15 protein-coding genes are annotated in these 21,216 nt (G+C 40.2%); 4 read left to right on the top strand and 11 right to left on the bottom strand.

Going from position 1 to position 21,216, the window contains the following annotated elements; translation table 11 throughout:
* The first annotated feature begins 174 nt into the window (after positions 1 to 174).
* Positions 175 to 2,754, top strand: a complete 2,580-nt coding sequence (locus tag CCY97_RS03325) for an AAA family ATPase (protein ID WP_112064083.1) — start codon at positions 175 to 177, stop codon at positions 2,752 to 2,754.
* Here the strand turns inward: CCY97_RS03325 and CCY97_RS03320 are convergent.
* The 11 genes from CCY97_RS03320 to lolA form a co-directional block, all read right to left on the bottom strand.
* On the bottom strand, positions 2,735 to 3,778 hold the full coding sequence (locus CCY97_RS03320; protein ID WP_112064082.1) for a glycosyltransferase family A protein: 1,044 nt from the start codon (positions 3,776 to 3,778) through the stop codon (positions 2,735 to 2,737). The two genes, CCY97_RS03325 and CCY97_RS03320, sit on opposite strands and share 20 nt — an antisense overlap.
* A 92-nt stretch (positions 3,779 to 3,870) precedes the next feature.
* Positions 3,871 to 6,162, bottom strand: coding sequence for a PD-(D/E)XK nuclease family protein (locus CCY97_RS03315; RefSeq protein ID WP_112064081.1), 2,292 nt, complete (start codon positions 6,160 to 6,162; stop codon positions 3,871 to 3,873).
* A 66-nt stretch (positions 6,163 to 6,228) separates the two neighbouring features.
* On the bottom strand, positions 6,229 to 7,404 hold the full coding sequence (locus tag CCY97_RS03310) for a glycosyltransferase family 4 protein (protein WP_112064080.1): 1,176 nt from the start codon (positions 7,402 to 7,404) through the stop codon (positions 6,229 to 6,231).
* Positions 7,401 to 8,291 (bottom strand): glycosyltransferase family 2 protein, encoded by an 891-nt coding sequence (locus tag CCY97_RS03305; protein WP_181562800.1) that lies wholly within the window; start codon positions 8,289 to 8,291, stop codon positions 7,401 to 7,403. The genes CCY97_RS03310 and CCY97_RS03305 overlap by 4 nt, the downstream gene beginning before the upstream one ends.
* Positions 8,284 to 9,474: a glycosyltransferase gene (locus CCY97_RS03300; RefSeq protein WP_220091887.1), complete on the bottom strand. Its 1,191-nt coding sequence runs from the start codon at positions 9,472 to 9,474 to the stop codon at positions 8,284 to 8,286. The genes CCY97_RS03305 and CCY97_RS03300 overlap by 8 nt, the downstream gene beginning before the upstream one ends.
* 29 nt (positions 9,475 to 9,503) lie before the next feature.
* The gene (gene queF, locus CCY97_RS03295) at positions 9,504 to 9,992 is read right to left on the bottom strand and encodes a preQ(1) synthase (RefSeq protein WP_112064077.1); all 489 of its coding nucleotides are present in this window, start codon (positions 9,990 to 9,992) and stop codon (positions 9,504 to 9,506) included.
* Positions 9,989 to 11,710, bottom strand: coding sequence for a dynamin family protein (locus CCY97_RS03290; protein ID WP_112064076.1), 1,722 nt, complete (start codon positions 11,708 to 11,710; stop codon positions 9,989 to 9,991). Before CCY97_RS03290 ends, queF begins: the two co-directional genes overlap by 4 nt.
* Positions 11,707 to 13,920 (bottom strand): dynamin family protein, encoded by a 2,214-nt coding sequence (locus CCY97_RS03285; protein ID WP_112064075.1) that lies wholly within the window; start codon positions 13,918 to 13,920, stop codon positions 11,707 to 11,709. Before CCY97_RS03285 ends, CCY97_RS03290 begins: the two co-directional genes overlap by 4 nt.
* Before the next feature lie 10 nt (positions 13,921 to 13,930).
* Positions 13,931 to 14,317: a hypothetical protein gene (locus CCY97_RS03280; protein ID WP_258456937.1), complete on the bottom strand. Its 387-nt coding sequence runs from the start codon at positions 14,315 to 14,317 to the stop codon at positions 13,931 to 13,933.
* Positions 14,296 to 14,643 (bottom strand): hypothetical protein, encoded by a 348-nt coding sequence (locus CCY97_RS03275; protein WP_112064073.1) that lies wholly within the window; start codon positions 14,641 to 14,643, stop codon positions 14,296 to 14,298. The genes CCY97_RS03280 and CCY97_RS03275 overlap by 22 nt, the downstream gene beginning before the upstream one ends.
* 60 nt (positions 14,644 to 14,703) lie before the next feature.
* Positions 14,704 to 15,228, bottom strand: a complete 525-nt coding sequence (gene lolA / locus CCY97_RS03270; protein WP_181562799.1) for a LolA-like outer membrane lipoprotein chaperone — start codon at positions 15,226 to 15,228, stop codon at positions 14,704 to 14,706.
* Positions 15,229 to 15,413: 185 nt separating this feature from the next.
* On the opposite strand from lolA, the gene CCY97_RS03265 reads away from it, so the two are divergent.
* From CCY97_RS03265 to CCY97_RS03255, 3 genes are all read left to right on the top strand, one after another.
* Positions 15,414 to 17,627 (top strand): AAA family ATPase, encoded by a 2,214-nt coding sequence (locus tag CCY97_RS03265; RefSeq protein WP_112064071.1) that lies wholly within the window; start codon positions 15,414 to 15,416, stop codon positions 17,625 to 17,627.
* Complete coding sequence (locus CCY97_RS03260) at positions 17,627 to 18,457, top strand: DUF815 domain-containing protein (RefSeq protein WP_112064070.1); 831 nt, start codon at positions 17,627 to 17,629, stop codon at positions 18,455 to 18,457. The genes CCY97_RS03265 and CCY97_RS03260 overlap by 1 nt, the downstream gene beginning before the upstream one ends.
* A 140-nt stretch (positions 18,458 to 18,597) precedes the next feature.
* A partial coding sequence (locus CCY97_RS03255) for a hypothetical protein (RefSeq protein ID WP_146744496.1) occupies positions 18,598 to 21,216 on the top strand: 2,619 nt, incomplete at its 3' end.

The following is a 21,216-nucleotide window of genomic DNA, read 5'->3' as shown; positions in this document are numbered from 1 at the left end:
TTTTGCTCCTAGCCAAAAATAATTTGAGCTGGATTATATTATAAAACTTTAGTATATACTAATAAAGTTTTATGTTTTTTACACATGTTTATTTATGGTGTCTGATAAATAAAATTTACATTATTAGACTAAACTTATATAATACAAATCGACTTAAATATTAGGAGTACAACAATGAATATTTTCGAAAAACTTACCAATCAACTAAAACAAACACTCGATAGCGCAGCGGCTTTAGCACTCCATAGTAAGAACCAAGAAATAGCGCTTGCGCATATTTTCTGGGCCTTGCTTACAGATTCCCAATCTTTGCTTAACCAAGCACTTAATAAACTAGGCATCGATAAGAATCCAATCGAGCTGGAAGCGCGCAGTGTGGTGGATAAATTACCGAAAGCCTCAAATGTGTCAAAAGAAAACCTTAGTATTACAAAGTCACTCAGCGATGCATTTGAGCTTGCATTAGGTGAGGCCACAAAGAATGGTGATAGTTATGTTGCCGTGGATATTTTCCTTATTGCAAATGCACAAGATAGTGTTTTTAAGGATATTTTTGGCAAGTATGTAGATATAAGCGAGCTTAAAAAGACCTTGCAAGTCCTACGTGCAGGCGCGAAAATCCAAGACCAAAGTGATGATGATAATTTGCAATCTTTGGAAAAATATGGGATTGATTTAACTAAAAAGGCACTTGAGAATACTATAGACCCAGTGATTGGACGCGATGAAGAAATCACAGCGATGATGCAGATTCTTATCCGTAAGACAAAAAATAATCCAATCTTGCTAGGTGAGCCTGGTGTTGGGAAGACTGCAGTGGTTGAAGGATTAGCACAAAGGATTGCAAGCAAAAATGTGCCTTTAAGCCTGCAGAATAAGCGCGTTATCGCACTTGATATGAGCGCACTTATCGCGGGTGCAAAGTATAGAGGTGAGTTTGAGGAGCGATTAAAAGCGGTCATTAATGAGGTGAAAAAAGCCGGGAATGTGATTTTGTTTATCGATGAGATTCACACAATCGTAGGTGCTGGGGCGAGTGAGGGTAGTATGGATGCAGCAAATATCCTAAAGCCTGCGCTAGCGCGTGGTGAGCTACACACAATAGGCGCAACGACACTTAAGGAATATCGCAAGTATTTTGAAAAAGATGCCGCGCTCACGAGGAGATTCCAGCCAATTACTTTGAATGAGCCAAATGCAAATGAGGCATTACAAATCCTTAGGGGTATCAAGCAAAGGCTTGAAGCTCATCATAATGTAAACATTACAGATTCTGCACTTGTAGCGGCTGTAAAACTCTCAAGTCGCTATATTACGGATAGATTCTTACCTGATAAGGCAATTGATCTCATTGATGAGGGTGCAGCAGAGCTTAAGATGCAAATAGAATCTGAGCCTTATGCGCTAAGCAAGGCAAAGCGTCAGATTCAGAGCTTAGAAGTAGAAAAACAAGCGCTAAATATGGAAGGTGTGAAGATAAACACGGCTCGCTTGGAGGAGATAGAAAAGGAGCTTGAAGATTGCAACGAGGAAAAGACGCGCTTAGAGGGGCAGTTTGAAAATGAAAAGGCGATTTTCCGACAAATAGCAGAGCTCAAAAGCAAGATAGATTCTCTGCAAAGCCAATCTGAGCTAGCAAAGAGAGCGGGGGATTTCAATAAAGCTGCAGAGATTGACTATGGGCTTATACCGCAGACAAAGGATCAAGAGCGCGCACTACAAGAGAAATGGGAAGCTATGCAAAAAGATGGCACATTGCTTAAAAACTCTGTGACAGAGGAGATTATCGCGGGGATTGTGAGTAGATGGACGCAAATCCCTGTGAATAAAATGCTCCAAAGCCAAAAAGAGCGTATTTTGGGTATCGAATCAGAGCTTGCAAAAAGTGTAGTGGGGCAAGATGAGGCTTTGCGTGCTATTTCTCGTGCAATAAAGCGCAACAAAGCCGGTCTGAATGAAAGCAATCGCCCAATAGGAAGCTTTCTCTTTCTAGGACCAACAGGGGTGGGAAAAACACAGAGTGCTAAAAGCCTTGCAAACTTCTTATTTGACAGCGCGAAAAACCTCATTCGCATTGATATGAGCGAGTATATGGAAAAGCACTCTGTGAGCCGCTTAGTTGGTGCAGCACCCGGATATGTGGGCTATGAGGAAGGTGGGCAGCTTACAGAGGCGATAAGACGCAAGCCCTATAGTGTGGTGCTTTTTGATGAGATAGAAAAGGCACATCCGGATGTTTTTAATATCCTCTTGCAAGTACTTGATGATGGAAGATTAACTGATAATAAGGGCGTGGTGGTGGATTTTTCAAACACTATTATTATCCTAACAAGTAACATCGGGAGTGATAGGATTTTAGAATCTAGTTCTAAAGAGCAGACGGAGCAGGATGTAAGAGAGCTATTAAAGCAGTATTTCAAGCCGGAGTTTTTAAATAGGCTTGATGATATTGTAATTTTTAATCCACTTGGTATGGATGCTGTTGTTGGCATTGTGGATATTATGTTTGCTCGTATTGCCAAAATGCTAGCAGAGAGGGGTATAGAGATTAGCATCACACAAGAGGCGAAGGAATTTATTGCCAAGGCTGGATTTGACCCAGTTTATGGAGCTAGACCTTTGAAACGCGCGTTGTATGAGGAGATAGAGGATAGGCTGGCGGATATGATTTTAGAGAATAAAATCACAGAGGGCTCAAAGGTGGAGTTTGATTCTAAGAGTGGAGAGATTACAGTCAAGATCTTGCATTGTTAAACCCCAAATCACCTTCTTGTTTGTGCGCTTGTGAAGTGATTGTAATAATCTCTGGGTAAGCCCTCAAAAGATTGTGATAGTCCCTTAAATAGCCACCATTAGTGTTATGCCTCCATAGAGACTGCTTACCTTGAGAACTCCATAAAGTGATATGATAGTTTTTATTCCAATTCTCTATGAGCCTAATTTTTGTGCCTTGTAGTAGCGCCATAACCCACAACCATAAGTCATCATTTGTCGGGGCGAGGCTTAGGAATTTCTCAGAATCTAGTACATCTTTATGCAGGGAGTTTGGAGGGTATAAGACGCCACTAAAGCCGAGCGGGCTGTTAAGGTATGAGGCATGGGGCAAAAGAGAATCTCCATGCAGGACATCTGTGTATCCGCCCTTCCACTGCAAGAAATCATTGAGTTTATTCTCTGGGCTGAAGGTAGCTTTTGCGACATTGTGACAATGGATATCTTGAGGGAATTTCTTGTAGCTTTGAACAAGATTTTCTATCAAATCAGGAGGATAGGTATGGTCATCATCACAAGTGATGATTATAGAATCTTTATAGTTTTGTAGGGTGTGGATAATCTTATTGTATGAGCGGAAGTTTTGCTTGCTAAAGCTTATTTCTAGGCCATGTTCTCTGAAAAGCAAGATATTGTTTGGTACATCATCTAGTAGATTAGGACACTCCTCTTTTGTGAGGTTTAAGATAATCTTGTGTGGCTTGTAGGTTTGTCTACATATAGAATAAAGCGTGTAATGCAGCTGATAAAACCTCTCTGGATAAGAGCTCAGAGAGACGATTACATAGGGCTCATCTTTGTTTATCGGAGTGCTTTGCTTGTGTGATAAAAACTTCCTTACTTCATAATCAAGCAACAAAAATCTTATCTTATGTCTTAAATACCTTATAGGATAGTAGGGAATCTTTAGGATGATTTTGAGTGGTTTTGGGAGAGCGCGGAATCTTTTTAAGAGTCTTTGGGGGAAGGTGAGGTTGTTTGGCTTTTTATATCCCCCCCCCCACATTGTTTGTTTTGTTGATTGGCGTTTGCATGTAGCTCCTTATTGAGAAATTGCGGGATTATAACACAAGCAAAAAAAAAAAAAAAAACAGGGAATTATCTGTTGCACAAGGTCTTGTAATCGCAGTATTGGCAGCCTGTCTCTTTTTGGCCAAATACTCCGTAATTATTTGCTCTGGGATCTGTGAAGGTTGATTTTATAGTTTCTAGAGTCTGTATCAGCAGCTCTTGTTTGTCTTGTTCTCTTAAAAGCATATCAAGGCTTTTATTTTTCATATCATAGAATGCACAGGATACACTTTCTTGCGGGTGTTGGTGTAGATACATTTGGCGGTAGATTTCAAGCGAGAAATCATCTTTTTGCTTGCTGAGATTATTTTTATATTTGTAGTCTAAAATCAGCACTTCACCATTTTTGAGCCTTTGGATTCTATCTGCTCTGCCTTCAAAATTAAAGCCAGCTATAACACCTTTAAGCGGGACTTCTAGGCCTAAAAGTTCAAATTCTCCATTTTGCTGAATAAATCGTTTCTCATTTTCAAAAAACCGCTCCAAATACAATTCCATATGGCATAGCTCCATCTCCTCATATGCATTTTGTGGTATTTGTTCTTTGAGAATCTGGAATGCGCTATGTTGTATTTCTGTCATATTAGAGATAATTTTTTTGACAAAAGGCTTGTAGCTTAGTTCTAGTATCTTATGCAAGATAAGTCCGCTTCTTGTGTTTGCTGTATCATCAAGTTTGAGATTGCATAAATATCTGAAATAAAACCTTCGCTTGCAATCAATAAAAACATGAAAGCTTGTGGGTGAAAATCTCTGTGGCAATGCCCCGTGATACTCCTCGCTCTTATATTCTCTTGGATTCTCATTTGTGTGGGTGAATATGCTAAAGCTGTTGGGTTGCACTTGAATTTTTAGCATGTCTATGAGGTGTGAGGGTGCATTATCCTCATCTTTTACAAAGAGTACTAGTGCTTCTTTTGCATGTCTTAACAAGCTTGTGTAATAAGAGAGTTGCAAGGATTTTTTGTCTTTAAGTGTGGGCATATTGAGCTTTTGGCGCAGTGTCGTGTTCAAAAACAAATCACTTTGCTTAAGGTTTGGGATAAAGCATTCATTGCAATCAGGCAGGAGGATGTATTCTAAGTCAAGCCCTCGAGATTCTAGAATCTCAATAACGCTAATGCGCCCACCGCTGACATCATAGAGATTCCAAGTTTGGATTTCTTGCAAAAAATACTTTATAAGCTCTTGTAGGCTGAGTGTGTTTAGGAATTCTTGTATATATTCGTATTGGCTTAGAAGTTCTAGCATTTTTTGCTTATTTGATTCAAAGAGTGCTTGTGTGGTGGTTGAGAGAAAGCATTGGATGATGTTTTCTTTTAAAATCTCGATTTTATGGAGAAATGTAGATTCTGTACTCTCTTGCAGAGATTCCAGCTTGGCTTTGAGTATTTTAAAAAATGTGCTTTGGGCAAATGGCTTGCCAAATGCGTAGTTGAAGTTATGCTCCAAATCAAGTGCTTGCAGATATGTCATAAAATCTCGCGTGGGTAGAATTATCGTGATTTGCTCAGGCTTTATGCCTTGCTTAAGCCATTGAGCGATTTTGGCATTTATAGCGCCTACTTGGGAGATTCTTGTATCACAAGAGAGTGCTTGGAGTGTGCTTGTGTCTTTGATTGGTTCTGTTGCAAGAATCTTGGCATCCGGATAGGTTAGCTCATAGCGCATGTTTTCTTTAAGAGGTATGGCAAATATTTCTTTGTGTATCTCATCAGATTCAAAGCAGATACTCACTTGGCATATGCTTGATACTGCTTTTAATATCTCTAGCTCATAGGGGTTAAGTATCCCTTGTAGAAACAACTTGATATGAGAAAATCTCTGCAAAAATGCATAAGAGAGCTCAAAATCCCTGCTTTTATACACCCAATTACGCTGCTTGAGTATCTCTTCGTAGTGTTTTAAAACTGTTTCTAGAATTCTTAAATGATCTTCATACTCGCCATAAATGTCTTTGCATGGAATATCTTGTATCGTGATGTTATGCACAAAAAGCTCATCAAAAAACTGCAAGAAAAACTCGCTGCTTTCCAAATAAGCCAAAAAGCTTTTTTCAAACACAAGCCCATGCTGTGAGAGCTGGGTGAAGTCATATTTTTTCAGCACAAAGCTCAAGATAAATTTGCGTATGTGTTTTGGGATGATGGTTTTGCCTTGATAAATGATTGCTTTGTTGAAAAAATCCCCCAAAAGCATACTAGGTGGGCAAATATTGCCTTCAATAAAACTTGAGCGTAAGGAGCGCTTTGAAGAATACACCAAAAGGGTGCGGGATTGCAAAGCTTGTAAAGAAAGCTCTTGTGTGGATGGTTGCATTGTGATTCTTTGTGGTGGTTTGCAAAGGTAAGCATATTCTAAGAATGTGTTTTTTGCAACACAAAATTATTTGAGTGCTTGGTCTAATATTTGTTTATAGCGTGCAATGGTTAGCTTTCTGTCGTAACGAGAGAGTGCGATGTTTCTGGAGTTTTGCCCTAGTTCAATAAGCTGCTCATGCTTTAGCGAGAGCATTTTTTGCATACAAGAGGCAAGAGAGCGGGAATCTCTTGGTTCGCATAAAAAGCCATTGTAGCCTTCTATCACCATTTCTTTGCAACCGGGTGCGTTGCTTGTGATTATGGGTTTTGCCATACTCATAGCTTCAAGTAGCGCTACACTCACACCTTCACGATAACTTGGCAACACTACACAAGAACTTGCTTTTATGATCGCTCTTACATCGCTTACAAACCCTAGATAGGTGATAAGCCCTTCATTCTCCCACTGCATTATTTGCTCTCTAGAGATTGCTTGTGGGTTTTGGCAATCGCTTTGCCCAAGCAGATAGAATCTTATGTCTTGGCTTGATCGTAAGATTTTGGCTGCTTGCACAAATTCCCCAACCCCCTTATCCCATAGCATACGAGCTGGAAGTAGAAAGATAAAGGTTTGTGTGTCATGCGGAGATTGTGAGTCTGGAGAGAAAAACTCTGTATTTACGCCTTCACTAGCAAGCAGGTCAGCTTTCTTTGGTGCAAGAATCTTGCGCTTTAAAAACTCATCTTTATCATCGGCATTAAGAAACCACACTCGGAAGCATCCCTTCAAGCTGACTGAGTACATCAGACAGACAAACTTACGCAATATGCACTTTTTTATCCCATCTCCTATAAAGACAAATCCAAGCCCGGTGATTATGGCGATATGAGGAATTTTGAGGAGATTTGCCACAAGCGAAGCATAAATCACGGGTTTTATTGTGTAGCTAAAAACCATTTGGGGCTTAAGAAGTCTTAGGTATTTGAAAATCACATAGGCAAGCAATAAATCTTTGAATGGATTAAGCCCTTGGGAATCTACTTGTATATGGTGCAAAATAAAACCATTTTGTTTCAGTGCCATAGCAGCGTGACAAAGATCTCGTGTGGATTCAAAAATTGGCGCAAGGATATGAATCTCATAGCCCATCTTTTGTAATGCCTGCAATACTTCAAGACGAAAATTCAGCATGCCTTGTGCTGTATTTGCAACAAAAGCAAGCTTTTGTTGTGTATTGGCGTGGCTAGTTTGGGTTTTCATGACGCAAGCTTTGTGTATCCAAAGCTTGTGGAAAAATTTGGAGATAAGAGATAGGTTGGATAAGTTGTGCGCTTAGAAAGCGCGATTGTTATACCCCCCCCCATGTTGGAATCTTGTCTGTGTTTTAAGATCGCAAAAATTTTCAGAAGTGGTTTGAGAAATACAAAAATTGGGAATGCGCTCAAATCATTATCACGCCAGCTTTTGTAACACTCGATATTAGCACGCAGGATATTTGCAATGCTTTTATTGCTAGCACCCCCTAGTCGCATTTTTACGAAAATCTCTTGGATATAGAGGCTCTTTGCTTGGTGTTTGTGCAAGAAGCGGAGCATAAGATCATAATCGCTTGCAATGCTGTATTTGAGATTAAAACCCCCATAGGATACAAAAAGCTCTCTTTTTGCGTAAAAGCTTGGATGTGGTGGATGGAATCCGAGTTTGAAAGAAAGCGGGCTAAAGGGTTTGCCACATAAGATTCTCTGTGTTTGCAGGGAGGCATTGACATAGCTTATGTCAGCATAGATTATTTGTATATCATCTGTAGGTTTGGCAAACCCCCACGCAATAAGGCTTGCTACATGCGAGCTTGCAAAAAAATCATCAGAATTCAAAAACCCCACAACTTCGCCACTGGCAAGCTCTATGCCTTTATTCATCGCATCATAGATCCCATTATCTTTTTGGCTAAAAATACGTAAGCTATAGCCCCTCTTGTCATACTCTGGGAGGTAGCTGTGTGCTATGCTAAGTGTAGAATCACTGCTCTTGCCATCGATGATAATATGCTCGATATGTGGGTAGGTCTGAGCCAAAACAGAATCAAGTGCAGAGCTTAGCGTCTTGGCAGAATTAAGCGTCGCTGTGATGATAGAGATCTTAAGCACAGCGCGCCTTATACGAAGAAGAAAGAAAGCGGGTGTTATACCCGCAAGATGTTATCTGCCCCCCCCCCTCAATGGAATTTTTCATAAGCTCAAGGTAGAGATTTTGTAGGGAATCTAGCATCTGATTCTTTGTGAAATGCTCCAAAAATCGCTTTCTTGCATTCTGTGAGAAGCGCTCATAATCTTTAGCAATCTCTAGCACCGCATCCGCGATAGCTTTGGGGTCTTTGGGAGGCACGACAATGCCACTCACACCATTTTGATTGACCCAATCAACTCCAGAGCCAGCAATAGCGCAAGATACTACAGGCAAGCCATGCGCCATGGCCTCGATTTGCACAAGACCAAAGGCTTCGCTTTTTGTGATTGATGGCAAGAGGAAAATTGAGGAGCTTTTATAGAATCTGGGTAGCTCTTCATCGGCGACAAAGCCCAAAAACTCCACTTGGCTTGCAACACCTAATGTTTTTGCGAGATTCTTTAAGTCGTGCTCCAATGGCCCATCTCCGCCTAAGAGCAATCGGTAACTTGGCAAGAATCTCAGTGCGCTAAGAGCATATTCAAAGCCTTTGTAGCTTACAAAGCGTCCAAGCGCAAAGAGGGTTTTTGTGTCTTTTTGCACAAATGGGCGGGATACATTATCTGGAGTGCATGAGATTCCAAGTGGAATGGCTTTGCATTTGTGTTTGTATGCTTGCAAGAAGGGCGATTGCTCTAGGTATTTTGGACTTGTGGTGATGATTGCATCTGCGCGCTTTAAGAGCCAAGTCTGCAATGGCTTATAAAGATGCAATAAGTATCTTTGCTTGGTGATATCAGCATGCCAATGCAAGATGATGATCTGAGAATCCAAGCAAGTGAGCAAAAGCGCGAGATTTGCCATAGGATCTGGCAAATGGACATGGATAATGTCATAGCTCTTGGCAAACTTTCGCAAGAAATACACCATCTGTGGCGTGATAGAAGTGCGTGCTAGCTTGCCAAAGCTTTTGGTGCGATAGATTCTGGCTTTAGAATCTGTGATATCTAGCGCAAACTTTGGCTTGGAGTGAGAGCAGAGCACATCACAGACAAATCCCCGCTCATTCATACCCTCGAGAATATCACCCATCACCCGCTCAATCCCTCCCATATCAGGCGGATAGAATTTGCCAAGTTGGAGAATTTTTAGTAGTCGTCCCAAAAGCATTCCTTAAAGTTATAAGAGGTATCTCATAGCATGGTGTGGGATTGTAGCACAGCATTTTTGTGCAGCTCGTGGTTTAGCAGACGGTGCTGTGCCATTTGCTCGTATTTTGTATCTGGGATTCCATAATTGACATATGGATCTATGCTGATGCCTCCTCGCGGGGTGAATCTCCCCCAGACTTCCAGATATTTTGGCTGCATGAGAGCAATGAGATCTTTTGCAATAGTATTGATACAGTCCTCGTGGAAATCGCCGTGGTTGCGGAAAGAAAACAAATAGAGTTTCAAGGATTTGGATTCCACCATCTGTAGTGATGGGATATAGCCAATAAAGATCTTTGCAAAGTCTGGCTGTCCTGTAATAGGGCACAGTGATGTGAATTCTGGACAGTTGAATCCAACGAAGTAATCCACATCTGGATGCTTATTTGCAAAAGTCTCCAAAATCTCTGGAGCATAGCTCTTAGGGTAGTTTGTATTCTGTGAGCCTAGAAGTTTGAGACTATCTTTCAATTTTTATCCTTTGGGTTAAGTGAGTGAAACTCAGCGCGCACAAAGTCAATCTTCTCTCTTAGCTCTTGCTTGGCTTTGTGTAGGTGTTGTAAATCCAGATTCTTGCTTTCGAATGTCAGAAAGGCACTTATCTCTTTGGCGAGGTTGTTTTGCAAAAAGAGCTTTTGGGAGAATATCTCAAAATGGAATGCTTCATTGAGCGTTTCTCGGATGTTTTGCACGGTTGGTTCATAAAGTGGGAACTTTTCAGGGTCTTTTTTGAACAAGACAATACCGCGTAAAAAGGCATACTCAAGCGCCACACACACGCTTTTAAAAGCAGAGGAAAAATTTGTATGCCAAAGTGTGTCAAATGCGCTAATTTGTACTTGGAGTTTTAAAAATGCTTGGGAGATAAGCTGAGCTAAATGCGTATTTAGAGAATCATCAAAGGCTTTAGGAGCTGGCATTGCAAAGTTTGGGAGAGTATCTAAGCTTTCAGTAAGAATCTTGAAGTTGAGCTTCTTGCATTCACGCATAAGGGAGCTTTTCTCCATCATACTTACCACTTCATCTTTTGAAAAAGCAAGAATCTCTTTAAAAAATTTCTTTTGCCTCTCAAATACGAACACCTTGTATCTGCGTGTAAATTCCATCTCTTGCTTTTTGAAGTTTGCAAATACAAACAAAGCAATCTCATCTAGCAGAGAATCTAATGCATCAAATTGCTTCAAGCACATAGCATTGAATTGCGCAAAAAAACCCTTGCTAAAACCTTCACAATATCTGGCTATGGCATGTTCATATTCTTGTATCTCTTTTTCTTGTGCACGCAAGCTGCAATAAATTGCAAGCAGACCTTTGCGCAATTCTCGTGTGATTTTTGCCTCTTTTATATCTGAGACATTTGGCATAAGTTCATTGTGTAAAAAATCCAGCACCTCTTGTATCCCAGAGTGATCACGCAAGCTTGTGTCTTCTGTCTTTAAGCCCACAAGCGCCTCTTTAGCAGAGATAGCCACAAAGCGTGAGAAAACTCCATCAAATGCGCTTTTAGCATATTCCAAGCTCATCTGTACTTCTGCTAAGTCTTTTAGTCTGTCTTTTTGGTTGAGCACACAGAGGCTTTTTGCACTGTATTTTTTGATATGTGTATGGAGAATCTCTTTTTCGCTGAGTTTGCCGACATTGTCAATGAGACTTAGCCAAATGATTCCATCAACTCCGTTTAAGAGTGTGTTTGTGGTGTCTGTATCGCTTTGGTTTTGGGAGTTAAAGCCGGGCGTGTCAAAAAAGCTTATTTTTTTGAGAATCTCAAGTGGCGCATAGATTTTAAATGATGTAATCGCCTCGTCTTTAGAATCTGTGTGTTCTAAAAACCCAAGAGATTGGAATCTGCTTGTCCCATTTTTGTAGAGAATTTCTAGTGATAAATGTCTGCCATAGCTTATCTCACATATTTTTGAAGTGATAGGGATGATCCCGCTAGGAAGCAGCTCCTCTCCTAAGAGGGCATTCAAAAATGTGCTTTTGCCACTGGAAAATTGCCCAATCACTGCGATTTTTAGTGGAGAATCTGCGGTATTTTCGAGGGTATCTAGCATTTGTACGCATTTTTTGTCTAAGAGATTGTGTGATTGTAAGGCTCTTTTGATTCGCTTTATTTGCTGGGCAGATTTGCTGGGTGTGCAAGCAGATTCCCTAGCCTGTAGTATCTCATTGATAAAAGTTCTAATCATTCCATTCCCTTAAATGCTAGGAGCTTTCCTTGCAACACAGTGGCTTGTGCAAGAAAACCTTCTAATTTCTGTAGATTCTGTGAGATTGTTGCTTTTGCTGCTTGATTGTCTCCATTTTGTATAAGCTCAAGCGTGCTTTGTGCTAGTTGCTTTATATGCGCTATCTTATTGTCATAGTCTGCCTGCACCAAGTTTGTCAGATTGTTAAAAAACGTAAGGGCAGCGTTTTGTATCTCTTGACTTTTTTCCCTGACTAATGTCTCAAACTCTAAGAAAATCTCTGCAAACTCTGGTTCCATCTTTGCACGCAAATTTCTATCCTTGGCGATATTGACTATTTTTAGAGTCAAATCTCTTGCAAAATGCTCTACCTGATGATCGCGCAAGACAAAGTTGAAGCTAGGAAAATCTGCTATTTGGATTTTTTCATTCTTTAGTCTTTGTATGCTTTGGGCAATCTTATTATTTAAGCGAAACTTATATTCGCGTGCCAAGGAAGCAAAAATATCTTTGAGCGCAATGCAAAGAGAATCTTCTAAATCTTGGGATACAAAACTATGGTTATTGTCTCGATTGTAGATAATGTTTGCACTTACACGATCACACAAAGAATCTCTGGCATTTTTGAGATTCAAAAACAGCATCTCTTCAAGCATGCTTTTTGTTTGCTCGATTTCACTCAACTCTATGTGGATTGTGTCTTTTATTGTCTGAGCACTTTTATTAAGGAGCTGTGTTTGATTTTCTATATCTTGTAGCTTTTTGTTAAGTTCTTCTTTGTTTGCAGAAAATAGGCTTTCTTGGATCTTTAAATCAGTTTTTGTCTCTTGTATAAGTGTTTGCAGCGCATTTATAGCGAGATAGAGGATATCTTGGTGCTTGAGGCTTTCCTCACCTAAAAGCATATATTCCAAATACCGCTCGATTTCTACAATACCTGTTTTTTCTAATGGTAGAGGAGATTTCTTGTTTTGTTTGCACAAAAGCGCTTGATATCCACAGAGTGGAAAAAATGTGATACGAGAAATTATCTCTTGTATATCCACACGCAAAGAGAGCTTGCGTATTTGATTTTCTAGCGTGTGTTTGGTGTATTCCATGCTTTGTCTAAGTTCATCTTGGCTGATAAGATCAGCTCGCGTAAGCACTAAGGCTAGTCGCGAGATATTATGTTCTAAGAGCGTTTCTAAGAGGAAGTCAATATCAGTCTGTGTCGCAGCACAGCTTGCATTCATAAGATGTATAAGTAAATCGCAGTTTTTGAGATGGCTTTTTGTAATCTCCTCTCGCTGTGTGATAGGATCATCAAGTCCGGGAGTATCCACAATACTTACATTGTTTTCTAAAAATTTTAATGGTGTCAAGAATGTGACTTCACTCACAAGATTGCAAAGCTTTTGTGGGTGGTTTGCTGAAGTGTAGGCTCTAAGGTCTGTGGATTCTATCTTTTCTCTACGTGCATCTGGCAATATGTATTCTTGCAATCTTGCACCAAAAATCTCCTTACTCTCATCTATAAATCGCCTCAGTGCATTATCTTGTCCGCTTTGTCTTTCTAGCTCCCCCCATTCCTTTGTATTCCAAAAGCGCACTTCCACGCTTGGAATCTCACCATAGCGTAAAATCGTGAGATTTGCAGTTTCTGGAATGCTTGAAGTGCCTAAAATCTCTTCTCCTAAGAGGGCATTCAAAAATGTGCTCTTGCCAGCACTTAATACCCCTGTAACGCCTATGGAAAAATGCTCATCTGTAAGATTTGTCGCAATACCCAGAAGTTTGTCTTCTCTTGTCTTACATAAATCAGAGAGTTGATCTATCAAGTCCATAATTTGCGCCTTAAGGCTTTGCAAAGATTCTGTTAAAGGCGCTTGGGTGGGTGAGTTTTGTTGTGTTTGTTGTAAAAAAACATCCGGTATGTCTATCTTGTAAGGAAGATGGAGTTTGTTGCTAAGTTCGATGAGGTTTTGCTCTAAATGTGTTCTTTGCTCCCTATCCAGTTCTCTAAGCAATGTAGTTTCTATAAACTCATACAAAACCCCTATATCCCCTGCACTTGGGTTGCTTATTCCTAAAGAGCGCACAAACTCCATCAAAGAAGCACTTTGCATGAAAAGCGAGGAATCTAACTGCTTACAGATAAGCACGATCGCTATAAAATCCTCATTCTCTAAAAACCGCTTGCGTAAATATGCAGGGCTAAAGCTTTCCATTATTGGTTGGCTATTTTGAAAGTATTTCTAAACGCCGAGCAATAACGCTTAGCTGGTATTGCAAAAAGTTCAAGACCATCTGCAGTTTTTTGGAATCTTGGCTGTTTTGTGGCTGGTTTAAGCCTTCAAAAAGTACGAGCAAACGCTCCTCTAGCAGCGAAAGAAAGCTTATTTCATCATCTAATAGTCCATATGTGTGTGTTTGTTCGTTGATGACAGAAAGCACAGAGGGAGAGAGTGAGTTTAGCGGTTTGCGTGCGCTTGGCTTTGGTTCCATAGCTTCTGTATCTGTAGGGCCAAATTCTTGTTTTTGTGTGCCAAGAGCACTGATTTCGTGTTGCTCTAAGGAGCTGATAGTTTCTAGAATAATGTCTTTTAGTTCCATTCCATAAGCCATTGTTGGAATCTTATGCTGTTGTCTTGGCTATCAAGTGCGCAAAAGACATGCAGCCATTTGGTCTTTGTGCGAGGATTTGCTGGAGTGATAATGTGCCTAGTTTGGGGTTTTTGTATGTTTTGTGATTCTGTGGATTGTGGAGAGGATTTTATAGATTTTGCTTGGGAGAGCATTCGTCTTTGTGTTGTAAGTCGTTCCACTCCAAGTCTTGCTTCCTCGTTTTCTGGATTGTTGTTTAGAATGTATTCATAGATCTGTAAGGCATCATCTTTCAAACCCTGGTTTTCATAGATAGTAGCTAAGGTGATGGTTCGAATACTGCTCAATATAAACCCCTATATAGCCAAAGTCGCAAAAATTCTAACAAAACATTCCAGATTCTAAACTTAATGTTTTCCCTGTGGCGGAGTAAAGACAAACACAGAATCCAAAATCTCTGTGTTGGCTTTTACTTGCGTGAAAATTATGCGTATTGTGTTGTCTAAGTCATCTTTGTATTCTAGCTCTTGTGGCAGTCCATTTTCACTCAGCGTAATGAAATAGGTCACATTCTCAAGTACAGCAGCAAGTTTATTACTAGAAATAGCTTCTGCACGAGCGATAATGCTAAAAAAATCCTCGGTCGTGGCAAGCTTGTGTCTATAGACTTCAGAGAGATGAGATTCATAGATAATAAGCTCTTTACCATTGACAAAAACCTCTTTTTGTATGGGCATCTCATAATCCCACTTTGCTTTATTTGGCGCTTTTGCTTGTAACCTGCCAAAATAGCTTATCTCATCGCCATCTTGTGTCGTTACTATTTGCTCGAATTTTGCTTCAAGACTTCTAAATTCCAAGAGCGCTGCATGCTTTAAATCTCTAGCATGCAAAAAACTTATAAGTAGCAAAACCAATACAATTTTTTCCAAACTCACTCCTTAAAAATTATGTGATGGATTATAAGTCTAGCTTATGGATTTTATCCCAAAATCCATAAGCTGATAATCTTGCTTATAGGCTTTGTGCATGAGATTCTGCGCAAAGAGATTTATGTTAAAATCACCCGCTTTTACTCCAAAAATACACAGTAATCTATTTTCCTAAGGCTTTAATTATGGCGAATAATAATTTTGCGCAAGTGGTTTCTGAAGCAGTAAATATCGCAAGAGACATGAGACATAATACCCTTACAACAGAGCATGTTTTCTTTGCATTATTACGCAACAAAGAAGGTGAAGAGCTTATCCAGAAGTGCGGCGGAAATGTTACACAAATGATTGAGATAGTCTATCGCTACCTCATTAAGTATTTTCCGAGTATCCAAAATTTTTCTGCACATCCTGACCACACCCCAGCACTAGAGCGCATTTTTGCAAATATGCTTGTGCATATCCAGTCCCAAGGCCACAAGCAAGCAGAAGTAGGGGATTTCTTAGCTGCAGTCTTACAAGAGAGAGACTGCTACACCGCCAAGATTCTAGAATCTCAAGGCATAGATCGCTTCGCCATCACCTCCTATCTTGTAGAGACAGAATCAAAAACCCATCATTTCAAGCAAGAGCATAATGAACATAAAAACGAAAGCTATCTTGCACAATTCGCTAAGAATCTCACCAAAGAAGCGCAAGCAGGGCATATCGATCCTATCATAGGCAGACGCGATGAGATTATGCGCTTAAGCGAGATACTCTGCAGGAGAAAGAAAAACAATCCCATTTTACTCGGAGAATCAGGTGTAGGAAAGACTGCTATTGCAGAAGGCTTAGCACTTGAAATCGCAAAGAAAAATGTCCCCAAAGCACTGCATGACGCGCAAGTCTTTGCATTGGATCTGAGTGCTATGATTTCTGGCAGCAAATATCGTGGTGATTTTGAAAAACGACTAAAAGGCGTCCTACACGAGCTTGATGCTATTGCTAATAGCATTGTTTTTATCGATGAGATTCATACGATTGTAGGTGCCGGTGCTACAAGCAGCAGCTCGCTTGATGCTTCCAATCTCCTCAAACCTGCATTAGCTAATGGTACTTTGCGCTGCATAGGTGCGAGCACTTTCAGTGAATTCAAGCAGACCTTTGACAAAGACAAAGCGCTTTTACGCAGATTTTCCAAAGTCGAAGTAAAAGAGCCAAGTAGAGAAGACAGCTATAAGATTCTCAAAGGTCTAGCGCCAATCTATGAGGCATTCCACCATGTACATTATTCAGACTCTGCACTCAAAGCTTGTGTCGATCTTTCGCATCGTTACATCACCGACAGATTTCTGCCTGACAAAGCCATCGATTTACTCGATGAAAGTGGCGCATACTTTAAAATCACACATCCCCACTCCAAACCTAAAAACATAAGTCTCAGAGACATTGAACATATTATCTCCAAGTCCGTGCATATACCTAAGTCTAAAGTCACCCAAGACGAAGGCAAGCTACTCAAAAACCTTGTCAAGTCCCTCAAGCAAAGAATCTTCTCCCAAGACAAAGCCATAGATGAAGTAGTGCGCGTCATCAAGAAAAACAAAGCAGGTTTAGGAGATACAAACAAGCCAATAGGCAGCTTTGTATTTGCAGGGCCAAGCGGCGTTGGAAAGACGCAGCTAAGCATTGAGCTAGCCAAAGCATTAGGGATTAGCTTTGTGAAATTTGATATGAGCGAGTATATGGAAGCGCATTCTATTTCTAGGCTCATTGGCGCGCCTGCTGGCTATGTAGGATTTGAGCAAGGCGGTCTATTAGTGGATAGCATTCGTAAAAATCCTTATTGCGTGCTTTTGCTCGATGAGATAGAAAAGGCGCATAGTGATATTTATAATGTCTTATTACAAGTACTAGATTCTGCTGTTTTGACAGATAATGCCGGCAATCGCGCGGATTTTAAAAATGTGATAATCATCATGACAAGCAATGCCGGCAGTAAAGAAAGCAATACACTAGGCTTCAATGCCCATAACCATGCAAAGACCCAAAGCGCAATCAGAAATCTCTTTTCGCCAGAGTTTCGCTCTAGACTCGATGGTATCGTGCATTTTTCTCCTCTAGGTATTCAAGAATACAGACTGATAGCCAAAAAATTCCTCAATGATCTGAGTGCACAACTCAAAGACAAAAATATCTCAATCACCATAGATTCTAAAGTCATAGACTTCTTGGCTACACGCAGTATAGACAATGACCTAGGTGCACGTGAGATACAGCATCTTATAGATTCCCAAATCAAGCTTTACTTAAGCGATGAGATTCTCTTTGGCAAACTCAAAAACGGTGGCAAAGTCAAAGTCAGCACAAAAACCACAGACTCCATTCCATCTCTTTCTTTGTATATTTCCCAGTAATGCCCAAGTATTTTAGTATCGACTTTGCTCAGACCTATGCTTGTGTGTATCGTGGCCAGTATCAAGGCTATGGTGGATACTTGCATCCAGTGAAAGATTTTGATGCTAAGCCTTTAGATAGCTTCATAGGTATAGATCGCGAGCTAAAGATTCTTTGTCAAAACACCCAGAGCTTTATGCAGGGCAATGACGCATCTCATGTCCTTTTGTGGGGAGCTAGAGGTTGCGGCAAAAGCTCGAGTATAAAAGCTGTGTTGAAACTCTTTGCGTACGCAGATTCGTCTTGTCAAGAAAGCCTCAAGCTTTTAGAATCTCCAGTGCTAATGCCATTACGCGTGATTGAGATTCCTAAAGTAGAGTTGCAGATTTTGCCCTTTATCCTGGACTTTGTGCGAGAGCTACCTTATTGTTTTGTGGTATTCTGCGATGAATTAGCCTTCAGCAGCGATGACGAAAGTTACAAGGCGCTCAAAAGCCTTCTGAGTGGAAGCATAGAAGGCTTCCCTAAAAATGTCTTGCTTTATGCCACTTCAAATATGCGCCACTTGCTTGTAGAGGATTATGCCCAAGACACCCTCCATACAATAGATTCCAAAGACGAGATACTAGCCCTAAGCGAGCGCTTTGGTATAAGCCTAGGGTTTTACACCTTAGGCACGCAAGAATACTTCACGATAATAGAATCTCTGCTTGCCACCAAGCAAGATTTGCCAGCCCAGCTAGATTCTACAATGCGCAAGATGGCTTTGAACTTTGCTACGCAAAAAGGCTCCAGAAATCCTCGCATAGCACAAGAATTTGTGAAGTTTTATCACAACAGCCTGCTTTAAAACGATTTTTCCACAGATATTCGTTACATTTCTACACACCACTACTAATTTCCTACCCTTTTTTCAAAACATCTGCTTTTTTTTTTTTTATCCCTTTATAGAATAGACACTGTATTTAAAAATATATAAAGGAGAAACTTATGAATACACAGACCACAGTAGTTCAGAAAACAGCACAAGCAAGAAAAGAATCCAAAGCAGCAAAAAGACCAAAGAGTTCAAAACACTCTCAAGTCTTTAAGCCCAAGTTTGTCTCTACCATAGCAGCCTTATCACTCTGTGTCTCAAGCGCAGTGGCTCACCATCCAAATGAATGGAGCATAAGCCAAAATAGTGGTTTAAACCACGATGGTCAGCATACCAGCACAGTTACAAACCTAGACCAAAAAATCATCACCACCAAAGCTAATGCTAGCGGTGAGATAAGCTCACTTATCATTAATGCAAATGCAATGACTAGCACCACTCCAAATTTAGAAGTAGGCAGCGGCACCAATAACAACAAAATCACTGTTCCCAAGATAACTATTGGACAAGGTAATTTCTTAAACAAACAGCAAAATACCGGGAATCAATGGAACATAATGATTCGTGGTGGCTCTACAATAGAGTCTTTTGAAAACAATGGCACCATAACCTCAAAAAACCAGAACAACACAATTGTGCTACAAACAGACAACGAACATAACGCAATGGATAAAGGCGGCCAAACAGTCATCAAAAACTTTGTCAATAAGGGAACTATCAAGTCAGAAGACAACAACCACGCCATCAAACTAGAAGGTGCCAAGATTGAGACTTTCACAAACGAACAAAATATGCTTATCTCAGCTCCTAGCTTTAATGAAAAAGGAAATGGCAATGCCATACTTCTACAAGGCAAGCGTGATGATAATAATAAGTCTGAGCTCAATGCCAGTATCGAAACTTTTATCAACAAAGGAACGATTACAAGCACAGGCGGTAAGACTCAAGATCATAATAACAATAACACTGGTAATAATGCTGCAATAAAAATTATGACCAACGACCAAAACAATCAAGAGGATACTCAAAAGCAAGCCCAAACAACTATTAAGAATTTTACAAACTCAGGAACCATCAGCTCAGAGCACGACAGTGCGATATGGCTTAAGAACACACATATTGCCACTTTCGTCAATGAAAGTGGTGGCATCATCGAAAGCAAAAGCACAATCAAGAATGACACTAACGACACAAGATTCGATGCTGCCATCTCTATTGATGTCTCTGGAGGCCCTAGAGGCAAAGGCACTACGATTGAAAGCTTTGACAACAAAGGAACTATCAAAGGCAGAAACGCTGGAATCTACATCTGGGGTGACAAGAAGCAGACCATCACACATTTCAAAAACTCAGGCCTTATAGAAGTGACCAATGGCAGTAATGGCGGCAGCGGTAGCAGTGGCAATAACATAACAGCAGGTATCAAACTCGGCGCCTATGGAATAGTGCAAAATGAAAATGCTCAAGCCATACCCACTTACCACACCATAGAAAACACAGGCACCATCAGAGGCGGCCAATACGGGATACATATCTCAGGAGGAACTATAAACAACCTTATCAATTCAGGAACCATAGAAGGCAAAATAGATGGTATAGCGTTTTACAACACAAACAACAAGAGTGGTCAAAAAACCCTCACTGCTGAGATTAAAAATATCACTATTAAAGATAAAGGAGTAGTCAAGGGTGATAAAAATGGAATCAATATCAGTAAAGACAACAGTGAAAAAGATTCCATCAATCTTACGAATATCAATATAGAACAAGGCGCTACAGTAGAAGGGACAAGTGGTAGCGGTCTGGTATTAGGGAAAAGTGAAAACGGACAAAGTCAAGATAAGAAATACCAAATCAAGGGCAAGATTCAAGTAGATGGCACACTGAAAGGAGCAACTGCTATCACAAACTATGGAGAACTAGGAACAGATGGCCAAGAAGCTATTGTGATAGGTTCCACAGGCCAAATCCAAGGTGGTTTCAAAAACGATAGCAAAGGTACATTTAAAGGAAATATAACTAACAACAGCTCCCATAATCTAGAGATTGATAACAAAGGTAAAGTTGGTAACCAAACAGTAATCACCAATAAGGGCTCTGGCAACATAGAAATAAAAGACTGGAAGCTAGAAAAACAAGATAATAATGGCAATGCCCTCAAAGCCCTCAAATTTGAAGGTGATGGTGGTGGCAAAATAACCCTAGAGAAATTAACAGTAGATGTTACTAACGCTGATGTAAGCAATGAGAATCTCAAAGCAGCATTCCAAGGTAATAAGATGGCAGATGCCATAGTAGGAACTCAAGTAGTAGCAGGTAATGATAATGGCGCTGTCTCTTTCTCAGGCGATCTCCTAAGAGGCCTTGTTGCCAACATAGATGGTTCTAAAACAGCAGCTGCTGCATTAAACAGAACACTTATAACCACAGCTACTGCAAGAGCTACATTCTTAGATTCTGTTATGGGCAATGCACTCAATACTTTGTATTTCTTACACAACAAAGACAAAGCAAATCTGAGTTCTTCAACACCTACAAACCTGTATGCAAATGCTAGCACTCTAAGAAATGATATTCTCTCTACAAGTTCTAATTATGCAAGCAATAAAAACAATCTTTTCTTTGTATTGCCCTATTACTCTTATACAAAAGTAGAACTCGATAAAGGAGTATTCTCTAAAGGACATACACAAGGTCTAGTATTAGGATATAGCTTCTTTAATCCAAAATCA

The sequence above is a fragment of the Helicobacter sp. 10-6591 genome, assembly GCF_003288805.1.
Lineage (GTDB): Bacteria > Campylobacterota > Campylobacteria > Campylobacterales > Helicobacteraceae > Helicobacter_F.
The sequence above is the reverse complement of the archived record's forward strand: the minus strand, read 5'-3'. Positions and strand labels throughout refer to the sequence as shown.